Below are 15,705 nucleotides of genomic sequence, written 5' to 3' on the forward strand. Positions count from 1 at the left end.
CGGCAGGGTTCGGCGGCGAGCCACAGTGTGAGCAGCGGTTTTACCGAGTCGGCACCGCCCGCGGTGACGGTGGGCGCGTCGCGACGGGCCCATATCGGGTGGTGCGCGCGTCGATGACGGTCGCGCGGCCGTCGACCGATATTCGCGGGGTATTCGCCGCCGCCGGATCCGAGGACACGCCCGGGCGGCGGATAGGGCGCTCCGGCATGTACTGTCGCTGCGGGATTGCGCCGGTGCTCACACCGGCTCGATCACATGGTTGACCAATTGCTTACTCGGAACAGATATTTCGGACACCGGGTAGAACAGGTGCGAGGCGGGCCGCGAGGGCGGCCGAGTACCGCGCGGAACGGAGGAGACCAGTGGGCGAGTCGATGACCTGGGTACAGGCGCTGATACTTGGCCTGGTCCAGGGCCTCACCGAATTTCTCCCGGTGTCCTCCTCCGCGCATCTGCGCATCGTGTCGGCGGTGTTCTTCGGCGACGACGCGGGCGCGTCCTTCACCGCCGTCACCCAGCTCGGCACCGAAGCGGCGGTCCTGGTGTACTTCGCCAAGGACATCGCGCGGATCGTGCGCGCCTGGTTCAGCACCATCGCCAAGCGGCTGCGGGAACGGTCGGGGCAGACCGTGCCGCTGTCGGAGCAGCCGACGCGGAAATTGCCTGTCATCACCGGCGATTACGCGGCCGACTTCCGCAACGACGAGGATTCGCAGCGCGAACTCGACTACCGCATCGGCTGGTACGTGATCATCGCGACCATTCCGATCGGCGTCATCGGATTCGTGTTCAAGGATCAGATCCGCACCGGCGCGCGCAATCTGTGGCTGGTGTCGTTCATGCTCATCGCCTTCGCGCTGGTGATCGCGGCCGCCGAGTACTACGGCCGCAAGAACCGCCCGATCGAGCAGTTGACCACCCGCGACGGCCTCGTCATGGGTCTGGCCCAGTGCCTGGCACTCATACCGGGTGTATCCCGCTCCGGCGCGACCTCCTCGGCGGGCCTCTTCCTCGGGCTCGAACGCGAAGCGGCGGTGCGGTTCTCGTTCCTGCTCGCGATCCCGGCGGTGACGGCTTCGGGTCTGTTCAGTCTGCCCGACGCCTTCGAACCCGCCGGGGAGGGACTCAACGCCAGTGGCGCGCAGTTGCTGGTCGCGACGCTGGTGGCCTTCGCGGTCGGCTACGCGTCGGTGGCATGGCTGCTGAAGTTCGTAGCGCGGTATTCGCTGAACTGGTTCGGCGCTTACCGAATCGTGCTCGGCTTGATCATCATGGGTCTGCTCGCGGGCGGGGTGGTGTCGGCGACGTGAGTACCGCCACGGCGGTCCGACCGCACCCCGCCGCGCCGATTAGGCTGTACCGATGACGGTGATCCTGCTGCGGCACGGCGTGTCCACATCGAACACCGCCCGCACTCTCGCAGGTCGCAGCGCCGGGGTCGAACTGACCGAGCGAGGCAGCGAGCAGGCACGGGCTGTCGCCGAACGTCTCGCGGGGCTGCCGATCGAGTACATCGTGCACTCACCGCTGTTGCGCTGTCAGCGAACAGTCGGACCGCTCGCCGAGAAGTTCGGGCTGGAACCGGAGTACGACGACCGCATCATCGAAGTCGACTATGGCGACTGGACCGGCAAGCCGATCGCGGGTCTGCTCACCGAACCGCTGTGGAAGGTCGTGCAGCAACACGCCTCCGGCGCGGTGTTCCCCAACGGAGAGGGTTTGGCGCAGGTGCAGTCCCGCGCGGTGGCCGCGATCCGCGAACGTGAGCGCGCCTACGCCGAGAAACACGGCCGTGACGTGCTGTGGGTGGCCTGCACGCACGGTGACGTGATCAAGTCCGTGCTCGCCGACGCCTTCGGGATCCATCTCGACGGATTCCAGCGCATCGTGGTCGAACCCGCGTCGATCAGTGTGATCCGCTACACGCCGACCGCCCCCTATGTGTGGCGGCTCAACGACACCGGGTCGGATCTGAGCGCGCTGGCTCCACCGGAACGCCACGGCGGTTCGGCACCGGCCGCGACGAGCGGCCCGGTTCCCGGCGGGGAGATAAGCGGCGACTCCGGTGCGGATAATGGGAATGCGAAGCAATGAGATTGCTTCTCAACGTATGAGTGGCGTGTGGGAACACCGGGCGCCGTGGGTAGTCGATCAGGGTCACGTATCAGGAGGTGCAGATGGCACGAGAAATCCATGTATTTCGCACCCCCGATCGTTTCGTCGCCGGGACCGTCGGTGAGCCGGGCGATCGCGCGTTCTATCTCCAAGCCGTGCAGGAGCCGAGGGTGGTGAGCGTGCTGCTGGAGAAGCAGCAGGTGAAGGTACTCGCCGACCGGATGGGTCTGCTCCTGGACGAGGTCGCGCGCCGTTTCGGCGCTACCGTGCCGCCGCAGGCGGAGGACGTCAGCGACGTCGATCCGTTGGTCACGCCGATCGACGCCGAATTCCGGGTCGGCACCATGGGCCTGGGCTGGGACGCCGACGCGGGCGCGGTGGTGGTGGAACTGCTCGCCATCACCGAGACCGAGGTCGACGAATCGGTCGTGCTCGACGACACCGAAGAAGGACCGGACGCGGTGCGGGTCTTCCTGACCCCCATCCAGGCACGGGAATTCGCGCTGCGCTCGACCCGCGTGATCGCGGCCGGACGTCCGCCGTGCCCGCTGTGCGGTGAACCGCTGTCGTCGCGGGGACACATGTGTGTGCGCACCAACGGGTACAAGCGCGGCGAGATCTTCGGCACGGCCGAGCTAGAGGAGTAGTGCGTGGCCGTCGAGCAGGAGCGAAGCGACCGGGCTGGCGCCGTCGACGGGGCGCGGCTGCGTACCGGGGAGATGACGGTGATCGGACGGGTCAACGTCGCCAGTAACGTCACGCTGGTCTGCGATATCGACGACGGCGCGGATTCCGGGCCGCTGCGCGTGGTGTACAAACCGGTGCGCGGCGAGCGCCCGCTGTGGGATTTCCCCGACGGCACGCTCGCGGGTCGCGAGGTGGGCTCCTACCTGGTCTCCGACGCGCTGGGCTGGGACGTCATCCCGGAGACGATCCTGCGTGACGGCCCGTACGGGCCGGGCATGGTGCAGCGCTGGATCGAATCGGTGGACAATCACACCGGCCGCGGCGACCGGTTCGACCTGGTCGACCTGGTTGCTCCCGGCTCGGTCCCCGAGGGTTTCACCGAAGTGCTGCGTGCACTGGACGGCGCGGGCGAGGAGGTCTCGCTCATCCACGCCGACGACCCGCGACTACAGCGGATGGCGGTGCTCGACGTCCTGATCAACAACGCCGACCGCAAGGGCGGTCACGCGCTCGAGGGACGCGACGGCCAAGTCTACGGGGTCGACCACGGTATCTGCCTGCACGCCGAGGACAAACTGCGCACGGTGCTGTGGGGATGGGCGGGCGCCACGGTGCCGGGCGTATTGCTCGCCGACATCGAGACCTTCGCCGAGATCCTGCCCGGCCCGGTCGCGGACGCGCTGGCACCGCATATCACCGACGCCGAGATCGACGCCCTCGTCGCGCGCACCGAGGATCTGCTCGAACACCGCACGATGCCGTTGCCGCACAGCGCCCGCCCGATACCCTGGCCCGCTTTCTGAATCGCGGCAGTCGGTGCACACATGCGCGGACTGCCGTTCAGTCCAGCAGTGGGCGCACCCGTTCGCTCGCGAAGCGCAGGAGGCCGACCGGATCCGTATCGGAGTCCGCTGCCGCGACCCCGGCGTATCGGCGCGGCCGCCGACCCGATACTTTCGCATGGCGCGGGTCACCCTCCGAAGGGGTTGCGAGCGGCCCGGGTCTGCGGCAATTTGATGGCATCCGTTTCGCGTCGTGCCGGGTAGATTTAGGACCGGTCGGTCGACAATTTCCGCAGGTCCCGCAATTTTCGGCTCCTCGGGACCTCAACAGTTGACATCCCGGAAACATGGCGCATTCACGCAGGTCCGCGCCGACGTTCCGCAGGTGCGTCGGCACGTTCGGGCCGGGGCGGCAGGTGATGACCGCGACCACACCTTTACCCTCGAATCATGCAGTCCTGGTCCGATACCGCCCTCCCGTCCGTTCCCGGAACAGGTCCGCCCTTGCGGTTGTACGACACCGCCGACCGGCAGGTTCGCCCGGTCACCCCCGGCCCGACGGCCACGATGTACGTCTGCGGGATCACCCCGTACGACGCCACGCACCTCGGGCACGCGGCCACCTACCTCGCCTTCGATCTGGTCAACCGCCTCTGGCGCGACGCGGGCCACGATGTGCACTACGTGCAGAACGTGACCGACGTGGACGATCCGCTGTTCGAACGCGCCGCCCGCGACGGCATCGACTGGCGCGACCTGGGCGCCCGCGAGATCGATCTGTTCCGTGAGGACATGTCGGCACTGCGGGTCATCCCGCCGCGCGAGTACATCGGCGCGGTCGAATCGGTGGACGAGGTCGTCGAACTGGTCGAGAAATTGCTCGCCTCGGGCGCCGCGTACATCGTCGACGACACCGAATACCCGGATATCTACTTCCGCGTCGATGCCAACGAGCAGTTCGGCTACGAGTCCGGTTACGACCGGGCCACCATGGAACGACTGTTCGCCGAGCGCGGCGGCGACCCCGACCGCCCCGGCAAACACGACACCATCGACGCCCTGCTGTGGCGCGCGGCCCGCCCGGACGAGCCGTCGTGGCCCGCCCCCTTCGGCGCGGGCAGGCCCGGCTGGCATATCGAATGCGCGGCGATCGCCCTGAACCGGATCTCCACCGGATTCGACATCCAGGGCGGCGGCAGCGATCTGATCTACCCGCATCACGAATACTCGGCCGCGCACGCCGAAGCGCTGGAGACCGGACGCCGCTTCGCACGCCACTACGTGCACGCCGGGCTCATCGGGCTCGACGGCGAGAAGATGTCCAAATCCAAGGGCAATCTGGTGTTCGTCTCCAAGCTGCGCCGCGCGGGCACCGACCCCGACGCGATCCGCCTGGGACTGTTCGCGGGCCACTACCGGCAGGACCGGATGTGGACCGACGAGGTGCTCGCCGACGCCGAGCGCCGCCTCGACCTCTGGTGTCGCGCTTCGACGTTACCCAGCGGGCCCGCGGCCGCCGACACCGTCGCCCGGCTGCGCCAACACCTCGCCGACGATCTGGACACCCCCAAGGCGCTTGCCGCCGTGGACAACTGGGCCCAGCAGGCGCTCGAATACGGCGGCCCCGATAACGACGCCCCCCGCGCGATCGCCACCGCGGTGGACGCGCTCTTGGGCATCCGCCTCTGACTCCGAACACGCCGACCCGGACCGCCGTGACGGTCCGGGGAGCGCTACCGGTCACCATCCGAACTCGGTACCCACTGGGGGTATAGGATCGAGCGTCGGGGCCTTCGGGCCACCGTCAACGATACGGTCGACCGGGCGGCATTCTGGCTGGTGCTGGTCGCCTTGATCGGCGGCGGACTGACGCTGGTCGTCTGGCTGCTGGCAGGCGCCTCGTTCAGCCAGGCCATGCTGTTCGCGATCACCGTCGTCGTGATCACCTGCCCCGACGCGCTCGGCCTGGCCACGCCCACCGCGATCATGGTCGGCACCGGACTCGGGGCGAAACGCGGCGTGCTGTTCAAGAACGCGCTCGCCCTGGAGGCGTCGGCGAAGATCGAGGTCGTCGTCCTGGACAAGACCGGAACGCTGACCAAGGGCGAACCCGATGTCACCGACGTGGTGACCGTCGCGGAGATCCCGGATCTGCTGGGTCTGGTCGCCGCGGTGGAACGCGAATCGGAACATCCGCCGGCGTCGGCCATCGTGCGGCACGCCGAGAGTTCCGGCGCGGGGGAGTATTCCGCGACGGCATTCGAGAATGTGCCCGGCCACGGTGCGATCGCCACGGTCGACAGTCGCCGCGTCGCGGTCGGCAACCGGCGTCTGCTCGATCGGGAGGGCATCGACGTCACGGCGCTCACCGCCGAATACGACCGCCGTGGCCGCAAAGTCGCCATGGTCGGCGACGGCGTCAACGACGCGCCCGCGCTCGCGCAGGCGGATCTCGGTATCGCCATCGGCGCGGGTACCGATGTGGCGATCGAGACCGCGGATCTGGTCCTGATGCGCTCGGATCCGCTCGATGTCCCGACCGCGCTGCGGATCGGGCGTGGCACGGTGCGCAAGATGCGCCAGAATCTGGCGTGGGCGGCGGGCTGCGACGCCCTCGCGTTGCCGATCGCCGCCGGCGTCTTCTACCCGGTGTTCGGACTCGCCTTGCGCCCGGAGATCGCGGCCATGGCGATGTCGGGGTCGAGCGTGATCGTCGCCCTCAACGCCGTGTCACTGCGGCGGCTTCGCCTCCCGAACGCGCGCGGCGACCGTCCCGTCACCACAGCCGACCGGCATGCCGAATGACATCGATGATCAGCCCCAGTCCCAAGAGCGCGAACAGGATGCGGACCGACAGCGGACCGAAACGACTGAAGAACCGGACGACGCCGCGATAGACGCGCCGCGCGCGCGGTGACCGGCGCACCGACAGCAGCAGTACCAGCAGCGGCGGTACCAGGGCCAGCGCGCAGTAGACGACGATGATCAGAGGCCACAGCGGGGGATGTCTGGCCGAGATCATCGCGAGTGCGGCCAGGTAGGGGACCGCGGTCGGAGCCTGCGCCAGCCCGATCGCCACGCCCATCAATCCGAGCACCCACGGCCGTCGCCGTACTTCCTTGGCCCAGGCGGGCGGTTCGGCGTTCGCCGTGACGCGCACACACGCGAGCCCGATCAGGGTCAGGCCGATGACCAGTTCACCCCAGTACCGCAGTGTCGGTGTGAGTTCGAAATCCACGAGATCGGTGAGGAAGGTGATGCCGAGTACCGTGCACAGCCCGAAGGACGTGGTGACCGCGAACACCCCGCCGAGGAAACTGGCTCCGCCCGGTATCGGTGACCGTCTCGCCAGTCTGCTGTCGGCCACGACCGCGGTCGTCACTCCTACCAACAGCACATCGAGGGAGTCGAGGAAGGCGAAGCCCGCGAGGGCCAGGAGAAGAGTGAGCATGGCCCGGCCAGCCTATGTGAGACGCCCCGGGCGGGAAATCGCGTTCCGGGGTGCGTTCGGCCGGGCCGCACAGGCAATACCGGTAACCATATGAGTGCGGAGTACCCCCTCTGTTGCGGGATTCGATCCCGTCTTCCTTCGATGTTCCGGTATCCGAGCGCGCCGGATACGAGCAGATAATCGGGTGTGAAATGGCCTGATGTGTTCTCCCTGCATTCAGCGCGGCAGAATGTGGCAAAGCCGGAAAATGTGGACAGTAAAGTTTGCTGTAGATACGCTCGAGAGTGTGGTGTCTGTGCCGGCTCCGATGCTGGCGACCGCTGGGCGGCCGCCCGACGACCCCGGTCGATGGGCGATCGAACTGAAATGGGACGGCATCAGGGCGATCATGCGATCCGCCGGGGGAGACTGTCGGTTCTACAGCAGGAACGGGCGCGACATCAGCGGATCCTTCCCGGAACTGGTCGCGGCGCTGGGATCGGTACTCGACGGACGCGATGTGCTGGCCGACGGCGAGATCGTCGCACCCGACCGCAGCACCGGCGCGCCGTCGTTCGCGCGATTGCAGCGGCGGATGCACGTCGCTGATCCGAAACCCGATCTGCTGCGCGAGTTTCCCGTGGAATACCTGGCCTTCGATGTGCTCGAGATCGACGGAGATCCGGTGATGGGATCGTCGTATCTGGCACGTCGCGAACACCTCGACACCCTCGGACTGTCCGGTCCCCGGGTGCGTACCCCGCCGTTCTGGTCGGATGTCGACGCCGCGACCATGCTCGCCACGGCGGGTGAACACGGCCTGGAAGGTATCGTCAGCAAACTCGTCACCTCCGTATACCGTCCCGGCACTCGATCGCCCGCGTGGATAAAGACCGCCCTGCGGCGCACGACGGAGGCCATCGTGGCGGGCTGGCTGCCCGGTTCCGGACGGTTATCGACGACCTTCGGCTCGGTTGTCCTCGGCGCCCACGACGATGCCGGGCGACTCGTGCATATCGGCAATGTCGGCACCGGTTGGACGATGTCGGATCGCCGCACCCTGCAAGCGCGCCTGGACCGGCTCGCTCGATCCGACAGTCCCTTCGATATCGATCCACCGAAACCCGTTGCCCGCGTCGCGCATTGGGTGACCCCGAGTATCGTCGCCGATATCGAGTACCGGGAAGCGAGCCGCGACGGCCTCCGTCACCCGAGCTGGCGCGGGATACGGATCGACAAGACCCCCGACGACGTGAAATGGCCCGTATAGCATCGGAGTTCGCTCGACGAAGGTCTCCCTCAGCCTGCGGGCTTTCCGGCGCGCGTCACAGGCGTGGAGTCCGACGGCGGCCACTGTGTTCCCCGACCGAGCGTGTCCGCGAGTGCACCCAGCAGTTCCACCTGGCGTTCCGGATGAACGGAGGCCAGGTTGAGCGTGATGTGCATGTCGTCGGCCCCGATCTTCGCGGCGCGGTCGAGGTCCGCGAGTACGGCGTCGGTGAACATGGTCGGGCTGTCGGGTTCACCGCCGGGGTAGAGCTGGAAGGTGTTGACGACGACGGTTCCGCTACCTCCCGCATCCCGATACCAGCCGACTCTGGTGCGGGTCTCGTCCCAGTCCAGCGCGACGGTGACGAATCCGTCCGCGAGGGACGCCGCCCGTTCGATCGTCGAGCGGACCATCGCGCCGAAATACAGCGGGATCGTGTCCGCCCACGGTTTGGGGCCGACCGCGGCCTTCGGAATGCGGTAGTACGCGCCGTCGAACTCCACCGGGTCGCTGCGCCAGCAGGCGCGCATCGCCGCGACGTGCTCGACGAACCCGGCACCGCGGCGATCGAGCGGAACACCCGCCGCCTCGAATTCCTCCGGGATCATCCAGGACGAGTCGGCCGTGCCTCCGCCGCCCTGTCCGATACCGGCGTCGAGTCGACCTCGGGAGAGACGATCGAGGGTGGCGAGTCTGCGCGCGAGCACGATCGGTGGCTGGAAGATCGAGTTCACGACTCCAGACATCACGCGGATCCGGTCGGTGTGCGCGGCGGCCCACGTCAGGGCCTCCAACGGATCCCACACGTGCGATTCGGGCAGACCATCCTTCAGTGCCGTGGTCGGCGACACAGGCATGAGAAGCCGTTCGCTGACCGACACGGCGTGATAGCCGAAGCGCTCTGCCGCGCGGGCCACCAGGGTGATCGCGTCGGGACCGGCGTGCGGGCCGAAAGTCGGCAGGCCGACACCAATTCTCGGAACGTTCATCGTGATTCTCCGCTTCGGTGGGATGCGGGCGTCCTGAGCGTCGCCCCTATCGAGGTCGGAACGAACCCGCGAAACTTGCGCCGATCGAATTCGAGGCAGATGTCAAGATCGATGCGGCCGCTACGACTCATCGGTGAGCGGGCCGTCGGGGCGCCGCATCGGCAAGGGAAGAGACACGATGAAGTTCATGCTGATCATGCATATGAACCCGCTGATCTGGGACGCGCTCACAGACGCCGAGCGCCAAGAGGTGATGAGCGGGCACGGCGCCTTCATGGACACGATCAAGGCGTCCGGGGAGATGCTCGGCAGCGCCGCGTTGGCCGATATCTCCGACAGCGTCGTGGTCGGCGTCAGGAACGGTGCGCGGACGGTGACCGACGGCCCCTACCTGGAGGCCAAGGAGTATCTGGGCGGCTATTACCTGGTCGAGTGCGAGAGCCGGGAGCGGGCCCTGGAACTGGCCGGGATGATCCCGGACGCCGCGGTGGAAGGACTCGGCATAGAGGTGCGCCAGGTGGTCTTCTCCAGTGATCGGGCCGATCTGGACACGCCGTGAAGTTCTTGCTGAACGTCTACGTCGGCGCGGCGGACCCGGACGCACAGGCCGTGCCGCACCGCGTCCGTACCGCCGAAGACGAGGAGTTCGCCGCCACGGTGGCGAGGTCGGGCGAACTGGTCGACGCACACGTGTTCGCCGACCCGTCGACGAACACGGTCGTCCGATACCGCGACGATGCTGTGCTCGTCTCCGACGGACCGTACGTCGGGGCGACCTACGCGACGAGCTGCTACGTGCTCGACTGCGAGAACCTCGCGCGTGCGGTGGAACTGGCCGCCTCGCATCCGGCGACGCGACTGCACGCGGTGGAGATACGACCGCTGATGAGCACCGCGGGCTGGGAGATGTGACGGTGGCCCCCGAGGATCTGGGAATCCTGCTGCGCGAGCTGGCACCGCGGGTCCTCGGGGTGCTGCTGCGTCGTTACGACACGTTCGACACCTGCGAGGACGCCGTCCAGGAAGCGCTGGTGGCGGCCGTGAAGCAGTGGCCGATCGACGGGACGCCCGAGGACCCACGGGCCTGGCTGGTCACGGTCGCCTCCCGCCGAGTGGTCGATCACGTCCGCAGTGAACAAGCGCGTCGCCGACGCGAGGAGATGGCCGCCGTCCGCGACGGCCCGGATGCGCTTCTCGCCCCACCGCCCGATGAAACCGGTCCCGGCGACCGCGACGACACACTGACCCTGCTGTTCCTGTGTTGCCATCCGACGTTGACCGAAGCGTCGCGGATCGCGCTCACCCTGCGCGCGGTCGGTGGACTCGGAACCGCCGAGATAGCGCGGGCCTTCCTCGTACCGGAGGCGACGATGGGACCGCGGATCAGTCGCGCCAAACAGCGGATTCGGGCCGCGGGGTCGAGCTTCCGGATGCCAGAGGGTGAGGAATACGCCGAACGGCTGGGCGCCGTCCTACACGTGCTGTACCTGATATTCAACGAGGGCTACACCGCGAGTTCCGGCCCCGATCTGCGGCGTGACGACCTGACCTCCGAAGCGATTCGGCTCACCCGCGCGGTGCACCACGCACTCCCCGACGACGGCGAGGTGGCGGGCCTGCTCGCGTTGATGCTGATGACCGACGCACGCCGACAGGCACGCGTCGACGGCGACGGCGGTCTGATCCCGCTCGCCGAACAGGATCGCTCCCACTGGGACACCGAGGCGATCGAGGAAGGCGTGGACCTGGTTACCGACGCCATGCGGCGCTCGGAGCTCGGGCCCTACCAACTTCAGGCCGCGATCGCGGCGCTGCACGTCGAGGCGCCGCGCGCCGAGGACACCGACTGGAAGCAGATCCGCACGCTCTACGGAATCCTCGGCCGCATCGCGCCGAACCCGATGGTGACGCTCAACCACGCCGTGGCCGTCGCGATGACGGACGGCCCGCACGCCGGTCTGGAACTGCTGGACGGTTTGGACGCCGACGCCCGGATGGCCGGACATCATCGCCTGTACGCGGTCCGCGCGCACCTACTGGAGTTGAGCGGCGACAACACCGGCGCCTACGACACCTACCTCGCCGCCGCGCGACGGACCACGAGCCTGCCCGAACAGCGCTACCTACTCGATCGGGCCGACCGGCTGCGCAGTGGCACCGCCACCTTCGACCGGGCCGGTCACGACACCGAGGACAGCGCGGCGGCCGATGTCGCGCTCGGCGACCTCCGCCGCGTGCCTCGCCTGTCCGAGGAGACCACGCGGGGCGATGTCACATTTCGTCGCGATGACTTGTCCTAGTTGCTGACCCGACCCTGCTCGGGCACCGAACACTCAGCTTCCGAGGATACCCACGATGACGATGACAACCACCCTTCGCACAACTCGGTCCGATCAAGCAGATCGAGGCGGGTGTGCTCGACGTCGGTTACGCCGAATTCGGTCCCGCCACCGGGCGGCCTGTCATCCTGCTGCACGGCTGGCCCTACGACCCGGACAGCTACGCCGAGGTGGGCCCGCTGCTGGCAGACGCCGGCTACAGGGTGCTCGTCCCGTTCCTGCGCGGCTACGGCCCGACCACTTTTCTGTCGCCGCTGGCCGTCCGCAACGGTCAGCAGTCGGCGATCGCCCGCGACATCGTCGACTTCATGGACGCATTGCACATCGACAGCGCCGTGCCCGGTGGATTCGATTGGGGCGCAAGAGCTGTCGACATCATCGCGGCATTGTGGCCGCAGCGCCGCAAGGCGATCGTCGCGGTGAGCGGATATATCGTCACCGAGCAGGCGGCGCAGCGGCAACCACTGTCGCCGGAAGCCGAACTCGGCTGGTGGTATCAGTACTATTTCGCCACCGAACGGGGCCGCCTCGGCTGCATCCGCAACCGGCACGACTTCAACAGGCTCATCTGGAACCGTGCCTCGCCTCGGTGGAATTTCGACGATGCCACCTATGACCGCGGTGCCGCGGCCTTCGACAATCCGGACCACGTCGACGTCGTCATCTCCAACTACCGATGGCGCTTGACCCTCGCACCGGGTGAACCTCGATACGACGCCTATGAGCGCCTGCTCGCGACGGGACCCGCCGTCTCCGTTCCGGCGATCACCCTGGCCAGCGACTTCGACGGCGCCGCCCGAGACGGCAAGACCTACCGTGACAAGGTCACCGGAGAATACGAACACCGCGTCCTGGACGGCATCGGGCACAACGTCCCGTAGGAGGCCCCACGCCCGTTCGCCCCGGCGATCATCGATGCGGACCACTTGTGAGCCCGCACGGGCAGTCGCCGGGCACCGGTGCGCATTGCTCTTGTGTACGCGGAAAGTCCGTTCGGGTGATCCTCGGCGCACGAGAGGGTCCGGTACGACCGGGCCTTCTCGACCGACGAGGAGCCGGTGGCACCCCGGGAATTTCGTGGCCCGGGGTGCGGGCTCTGCCCCGTCGCTGAGTGTCGGCACATGGCATCTACCTCCGTTCGGGTGGGCGGCGTGGCCGCGGGGTGGCTCAGGCGTAGAGGCGCGTGAGGAAGGCGTTCAGATTCACGACGACGCGATCGATCTTGGCCTCCGGCGTCAGATCCTCGCGATAGCGGTTGCCCAGCGCGGGCTTCTTGATCCCGCGGGCGTAGAGCGAACAGGCCAGATCGGTACACATGTAGGTGCCGATCGAATTGCCGCGCCGCCCGGATTCGCCCGCCTTGGCCGCGGTGAGCAGCGACACACCGCCGCCGGTGTGGCTGGTCAGGCAGATCGCGCACATCTGGGTGCGGCCCGAGCCGCCTGTTTCGTAGCGCAACGCGACGCCGACGAGTCCCTCGTCGTTCGGGGTGACCAGATAGCAGCGGCCGGGTAGCGAGGGATCGCTCCAGCCGAGGAAATCGAGGTCGTCCCAGGGACGATCGTCGAGATCCCTCGGCACCGGTAGTCGCTTCGCGTCCCCCTTCGAGCAGTTGACGAACGACGACCTGATGTCGCGTTCGGTGACGGGTTCCATGCTGTATCGATCCTTTCGGTCGGTGGACAAACCCCAAGGACGTTACGGCCGGTCCGGCCCCGGGACAAAGCATTTTCCGCCGCGCCGAATCCGGTATGTCGCGCTGTACACGTCTGAGACAGTCCAATAGGTTCGGGGGATATGAACACCATCGTGCTCGACGCGCCCGACGGACCCATCGAAGCGATCGTGGCGCGCCCGACCGGTGACGGTCCCTGGCCCGGCGTGGTCGTGCTGCACGACGCCCTGGGGCCGAACGCGGATGTCCGCGGCACCGTCGAGATGCTCGCCGACTACGGCTATCTCGTGGTGGCGCCGAATCTGTTCTCGCGCGGACATGTTCGCTGTATCCGCGCCATCGTGCGCGCCCTGATGTTCACCGGCTCCGGCGCACCGGTCCGCGATATCCTGCGCGCCCGCGACCATCTCGTCGCCGATCCGCAGTGCACCGGACGCACCGCCGTCATCGGTTTCTGCCTCGGCGGTGGATTCGCGCTGCTGACCGCGCCGCGCGGTTTCGACGTCTCGGCCCCGTTCTATCCCGGTCTCTACGGCGACTACCGCGAGCTACTGGAGGGCTCCTGCCCGGTGGTGGCCAGTTACGCCGCGCTCGATCCGTCGTTGATCGGGGCAGCGGACCGCCTCGATGCGGTGCTCACCGCGCAGGGCGTCGCCCACGACATCAAGACCTATCCCGGCGTGACGCACGGATTCGCGAACGTCTTTCCCGGTGATCGCCTGCTGCGGGTGGTGGGAATCGGCCACGACGAGGACGCGACCAGGGACGCTTGGCGTCGCATCTTCGACTTCTTCGACACCCACCTCACCTCGACACCGGGAGATTCCCCGGAATGACATGACGCGCCCGAGCAGTTGTTCGCGCGGCTAGGAATCGGCGGTCAATGCCGCCACCGCCGACGCGAACATCGTGTTCTTGATCGCGCCGAGTGTGGCCTGGTCCTTCGCGCCCAACGGCGCGAGCATCGCGATGGCCGCGGTGGTGACCTCGCCCTCACCGGCCGTGGCGTCGACGATGTCGACCGCGGAGGCGTCGGCGCCACCGAAGCGGCGGCCGGTCGTCATGGACGCGACGGCCGTCTTCGGTGACAGCTTGGCCTGCACGAGCGCGGCCATTCCCGGGGTGAACGGGATGTGGATGTCGACCTCGGGGAAGCAGAAGTAGCCGCGGTCGGCGCGCATCACCCGGTTGTCGTGGGCGATGGCCAGCATCGCGCCCGCGCCGAACGCGTGGCCGGGCAACGCGGCCGCGGTCGGGATCGGCAGGGTGAGAACGCGGGCGAACAGCGCTTGCACCCGGCCCACGTACCAGGCGGTGCGGTCCGCGTTGGCGCCGAGCCAGTCCAGGTCGAGTCCGTTCGAGTAGAATTTGCCGCTCGCGGTCGTCACCAGGCCCGTGGCTCCGTCGGCGAGGACGGTGTCGAGATGTGCGTTCACCTCGTCGAGGAAATCCGGCGAGAAACGGTTCTCGTCGGCGCCGAGGTCGAGGACGGCGATCTTGTCGTGGTAATCGAGGCCGGTCATGTGCACTCCTGTGTGTCGTGGGCGAAAGTCGATGGGGGACTGGTCGTTCAGGATCGGGGCGGAGGTCCGACGGCGAGTACGGCACGCACGGCGGCGCCGAGCTGTTCGAGGGCGAACGGGTCGGCCAGGCGTTCGCGACGCAGCAGGATCGCGGTGGGCAGGTCGACCACGCAGGTGGTGACGACCGCGACGGCGCGCCGGTCACCGCGCCCCCACAGTCGGCGCGCCAATCGGACCAGTAGTCGCACCAGCGCCTTGTCGGCGTCGGCGAGTTCGGCGGCGAGCGCCTCGGGTAGTTCCTCGTCGAGCAACTGTTCCCGCGACACCGTGAGCAGCAAGCGGGACGAATCCGGGAATCGCTCGGTGAACACCGCCGGTGCCAGCGCCGCGGCGACGATCGCCTCGACGGCGGCGTCGGGCGAATCGGCGGGGTGTCGCCGCTCGGAAGGCGCGGCGGCATCGTCCGGCTCGACCAGTTCCGTCTGCACGTCGAGGAAGCGTCGCGCGGCGCGTAACCAGGTGTGGCCCAGCACTTCCGCCCGTGATCCGAAGTTGTGGTAGAGCGCGCCGTTGGACATGCCGGTGGCCTGGGCGACGGCGCGAATCGTGACGGCGGCGGGTCCGGATCGCGCGGCGATCGACTCCGCGGCGTCGAGGACGGCGCCGGGGTCGTGGATCCGGGGGCGGGGCATGGCACGACTATAACAGAGCAGTTGCTCTGTTATACAAACCGACTCCTCTTGTCCACTGGCGCTGGGTATTTCATTCGGTAACAGCTAACTCGGCGGCTCGAAGAGGCGCACCATCGATTTCGTTATGTGTGAATACGCGGACAGTACGATGGGGTACTGTTCGGGCCTCTGCCCCCCGTCCGCACGCACAGAACGGCACCCGA

15 protein-coding genes and 2 pseudogenes are annotated in these 15,705 nt (G+C 67.8%); 12 read left to right on the forward strand and 5 right to left on the reverse strand.

Translation table 11 applies throughout. From position 1 onward, the window contains the following. Nucleotides 1-374: 374 nt before the first annotated feature. From OG225_RS14020 to OG225_RS14045, 6 genes and pseudogenes are all read left to right on the forward strand, one after another. Nucleotides 375-1,310: an undecaprenyl-diphosphate phosphatase gene (locus OG225_RS14020; protein WP_405183264.1), complete on the forward strand. Its 936-nt coding sequence runs from the start codon at nucleotides 375-377 to the stop codon at nucleotides 1,308-1,310. A gap of 52 nt (nucleotides 1,311-1,362) precedes the next feature. Next, entirely contained in the window at nucleotides 1,363-2,094 is a 732-nt protein-coding gene (locus OG225_RS14025) for a histidine phosphatase family protein (RefSeq protein WP_405182063.1), read from the forward strand. A gap of 83 nt (nucleotides 2,095-2,177) precedes the next feature. Then, nucleotides 2,178-2,762, forward strand: coding sequence for a DUF3090 domain-containing protein (locus OG225_RS14030; RefSeq protein ID WP_109525945.1), 585 nt, complete (start codon nucleotides 2,178-2,180; stop codon nucleotides 2,760-2,762). Nucleotides 2,763-2,765: 3 nt separating this feature from the next. Continuing rightward, nucleotides 2,766-3,605, forward strand: a complete 840-nt coding sequence (locus tag OG225_RS14035; RefSeq protein WP_405182064.1) for an SCO1664 family protein — start codon at nucleotides 2,766-2,768, stop codon at nucleotides 3,603-3,605. 429 nt (nucleotides 3,606-4,034) lie between these two features. After that, on the forward strand, nucleotides 4,035-5,273 hold the full coding sequence (gene mshC, locus OG225_RS14040; protein WP_405182065.1) for a cysteine--1-D-myo-inosityl 2-amino-2-deoxy-alpha-D-glucopyranoside ligase: 1,239 nt from the start codon (nucleotides 4,035-4,037) through the stop codon (nucleotides 5,271-5,273). Between the two features lie 90 nt (nucleotides 5,274-5,363). Then, a pseudogene (locus tag OG225_RS14045) lies at nucleotides 5,364-6,389 on the forward strand (HAD-IC family P-type ATPase); the annotation flags it as partial. Here the strand turns inward: OG225_RS14045 and OG225_RS14050 are convergent. Beyond that, nucleotides 6,361-7,035 (reverse strand): GAP family protein, encoded by a 675-nt coding sequence (locus OG225_RS14050; RefSeq protein WP_405182066.1) that lies wholly within the window; start codon nucleotides 7,033-7,035, stop codon nucleotides 6,361-6,363. The pseudogene OG225_RS14045 and the gene OG225_RS14050 overlap by 29 nt on opposite strands. A 307-nt stretch (nucleotides 7,036-7,342) precedes the next feature. Here OG225_RS14050 and OG225_RS14055 point away from each other — a divergent pair, with 307 nt between their 5' ends. Beyond that, nucleotides 7,343-8,284, forward strand: a complete 942-nt coding sequence (locus OG225_RS14055) for an ATP-dependent DNA ligase (protein ID WP_405183265.1) — start codon at nucleotides 7,343-7,345, stop codon at nucleotides 8,282-8,284. A 29-nt stretch (nucleotides 8,285-8,313) separates the two neighbouring features. On the opposite strand, the gene OG225_RS14060 is transcribed toward OG225_RS14055, so the two are convergent. After that, on the reverse strand, nucleotides 8,314-9,273 hold the full coding sequence (locus tag OG225_RS14060) for a TIGR03619 family F420-dependent LLM class oxidoreductase (protein WP_405182067.1): 960 nt from the start codon (nucleotides 9,271-9,273) through the stop codon (nucleotides 8,314-8,316). Between the two features lie 187 nt (nucleotides 9,274-9,460). On the opposite strand from OG225_RS14060, the gene OG225_RS14065 reads away from it, so the two are divergent. The 4 genes and pseudogenes from OG225_RS14065 to OG225_RS14080 all read left to right on the forward strand — a co-directional run. After that, nucleotides 9,461-9,832: a YciI family protein gene (locus OG225_RS14065; RefSeq protein WP_405182068.1), complete on the forward strand. Its 372-nt coding sequence runs from the start codon at nucleotides 9,461-9,463 to the stop codon at nucleotides 9,830-9,832. After that, nucleotides 9,829-10,185, forward strand: coding sequence for a YciI family protein (locus tag OG225_RS14070; RefSeq protein WP_405182069.1), 357 nt, complete (start codon nucleotides 9,829-9,831; stop codon nucleotides 10,183-10,185). Before OG225_RS14065 ends, OG225_RS14070 begins: the two co-directional genes overlap by 4 nt. Further along, complete coding sequence (locus OG225_RS14075; RefSeq protein WP_405182070.1) at nucleotides 10,182-11,573, forward strand: RNA polymerase sigma factor; 1,392 nt, start codon at nucleotides 10,182-10,184, stop codon at nucleotides 11,571-11,573. The genes OG225_RS14070 and OG225_RS14075 overlap by 4 nt, the downstream gene beginning before the upstream one ends. A gap of 71 nt (nucleotides 11,574-11,644) precedes the next feature. Then, nucleotides 11,645-12,493 (forward strand): annotated as a pseudogene (locus OG225_RS14080) (alpha/beta fold hydrolase); the annotation flags it as partial. A gap of 286 nt (nucleotides 12,494-12,779) precedes the next feature. Here the strand turns inward: OG225_RS14080 and OG225_RS14085 are convergent. Next, nucleotides 12,780-13,268 carry an FBP domain-containing protein gene (locus OG225_RS14085; RefSeq protein WP_216911352.1) on the reverse strand — a complete coding sequence of 163 codons (489 nt, stop codon included), beginning with the start codon at nucleotides 13,266-13,268 and terminating at the stop codon, nucleotides 12,780-12,782. Between the two features lie 141 nt (nucleotides 13,269-13,409). Here OG225_RS14085 and OG225_RS14090 point away from each other — a divergent pair, with 141 nt between their 5' ends. Then, on the forward strand, nucleotides 13,410-14,123 hold the full coding sequence (locus OG225_RS14090) for a dienelactone hydrolase family protein (RefSeq protein WP_405182071.1): 714 nt from the start codon (nucleotides 13,410-13,412) through the stop codon (nucleotides 14,121-14,123). A gap of 30 nt (nucleotides 14,124-14,153) precedes the next feature. Here the strand turns inward: OG225_RS14090 and OG225_RS14095 are convergent, their stop codons facing one another. Both OG225_RS14095 and OG225_RS14100 read right to left on the reverse strand, forming a co-directional pair. Then, nucleotides 14,154-14,810: an enoyl-CoA hydratase-related protein gene (locus OG225_RS14095; protein WP_405182072.1), complete on the reverse strand. Its 657-nt coding sequence runs from the start codon at nucleotides 14,808-14,810 to the stop codon at nucleotides 14,154-14,156. A gap of 47 nt (nucleotides 14,811-14,857) precedes the next feature. After that, a complete protein-coding gene (locus tag OG225_RS14100; RefSeq protein ID WP_405182073.1) occupies nucleotides 14,858-15,502 on the reverse strand; it encodes a TetR/AcrR family transcriptional regulator in 645 nt (214 codons plus the stop codon). Between the last annotated feature and the right edge of the window lie 203 nt (nucleotides 15,503-15,705).

It is taken from the genome of Nocardia sp. NBC_01377, assembly GCF_045040005.1.
GTDB lineage: Bacteria > Actinomycetota > Actinomycetes > Mycobacteriales > Mycobacteriaceae > Nocardia > Nocardia noduli.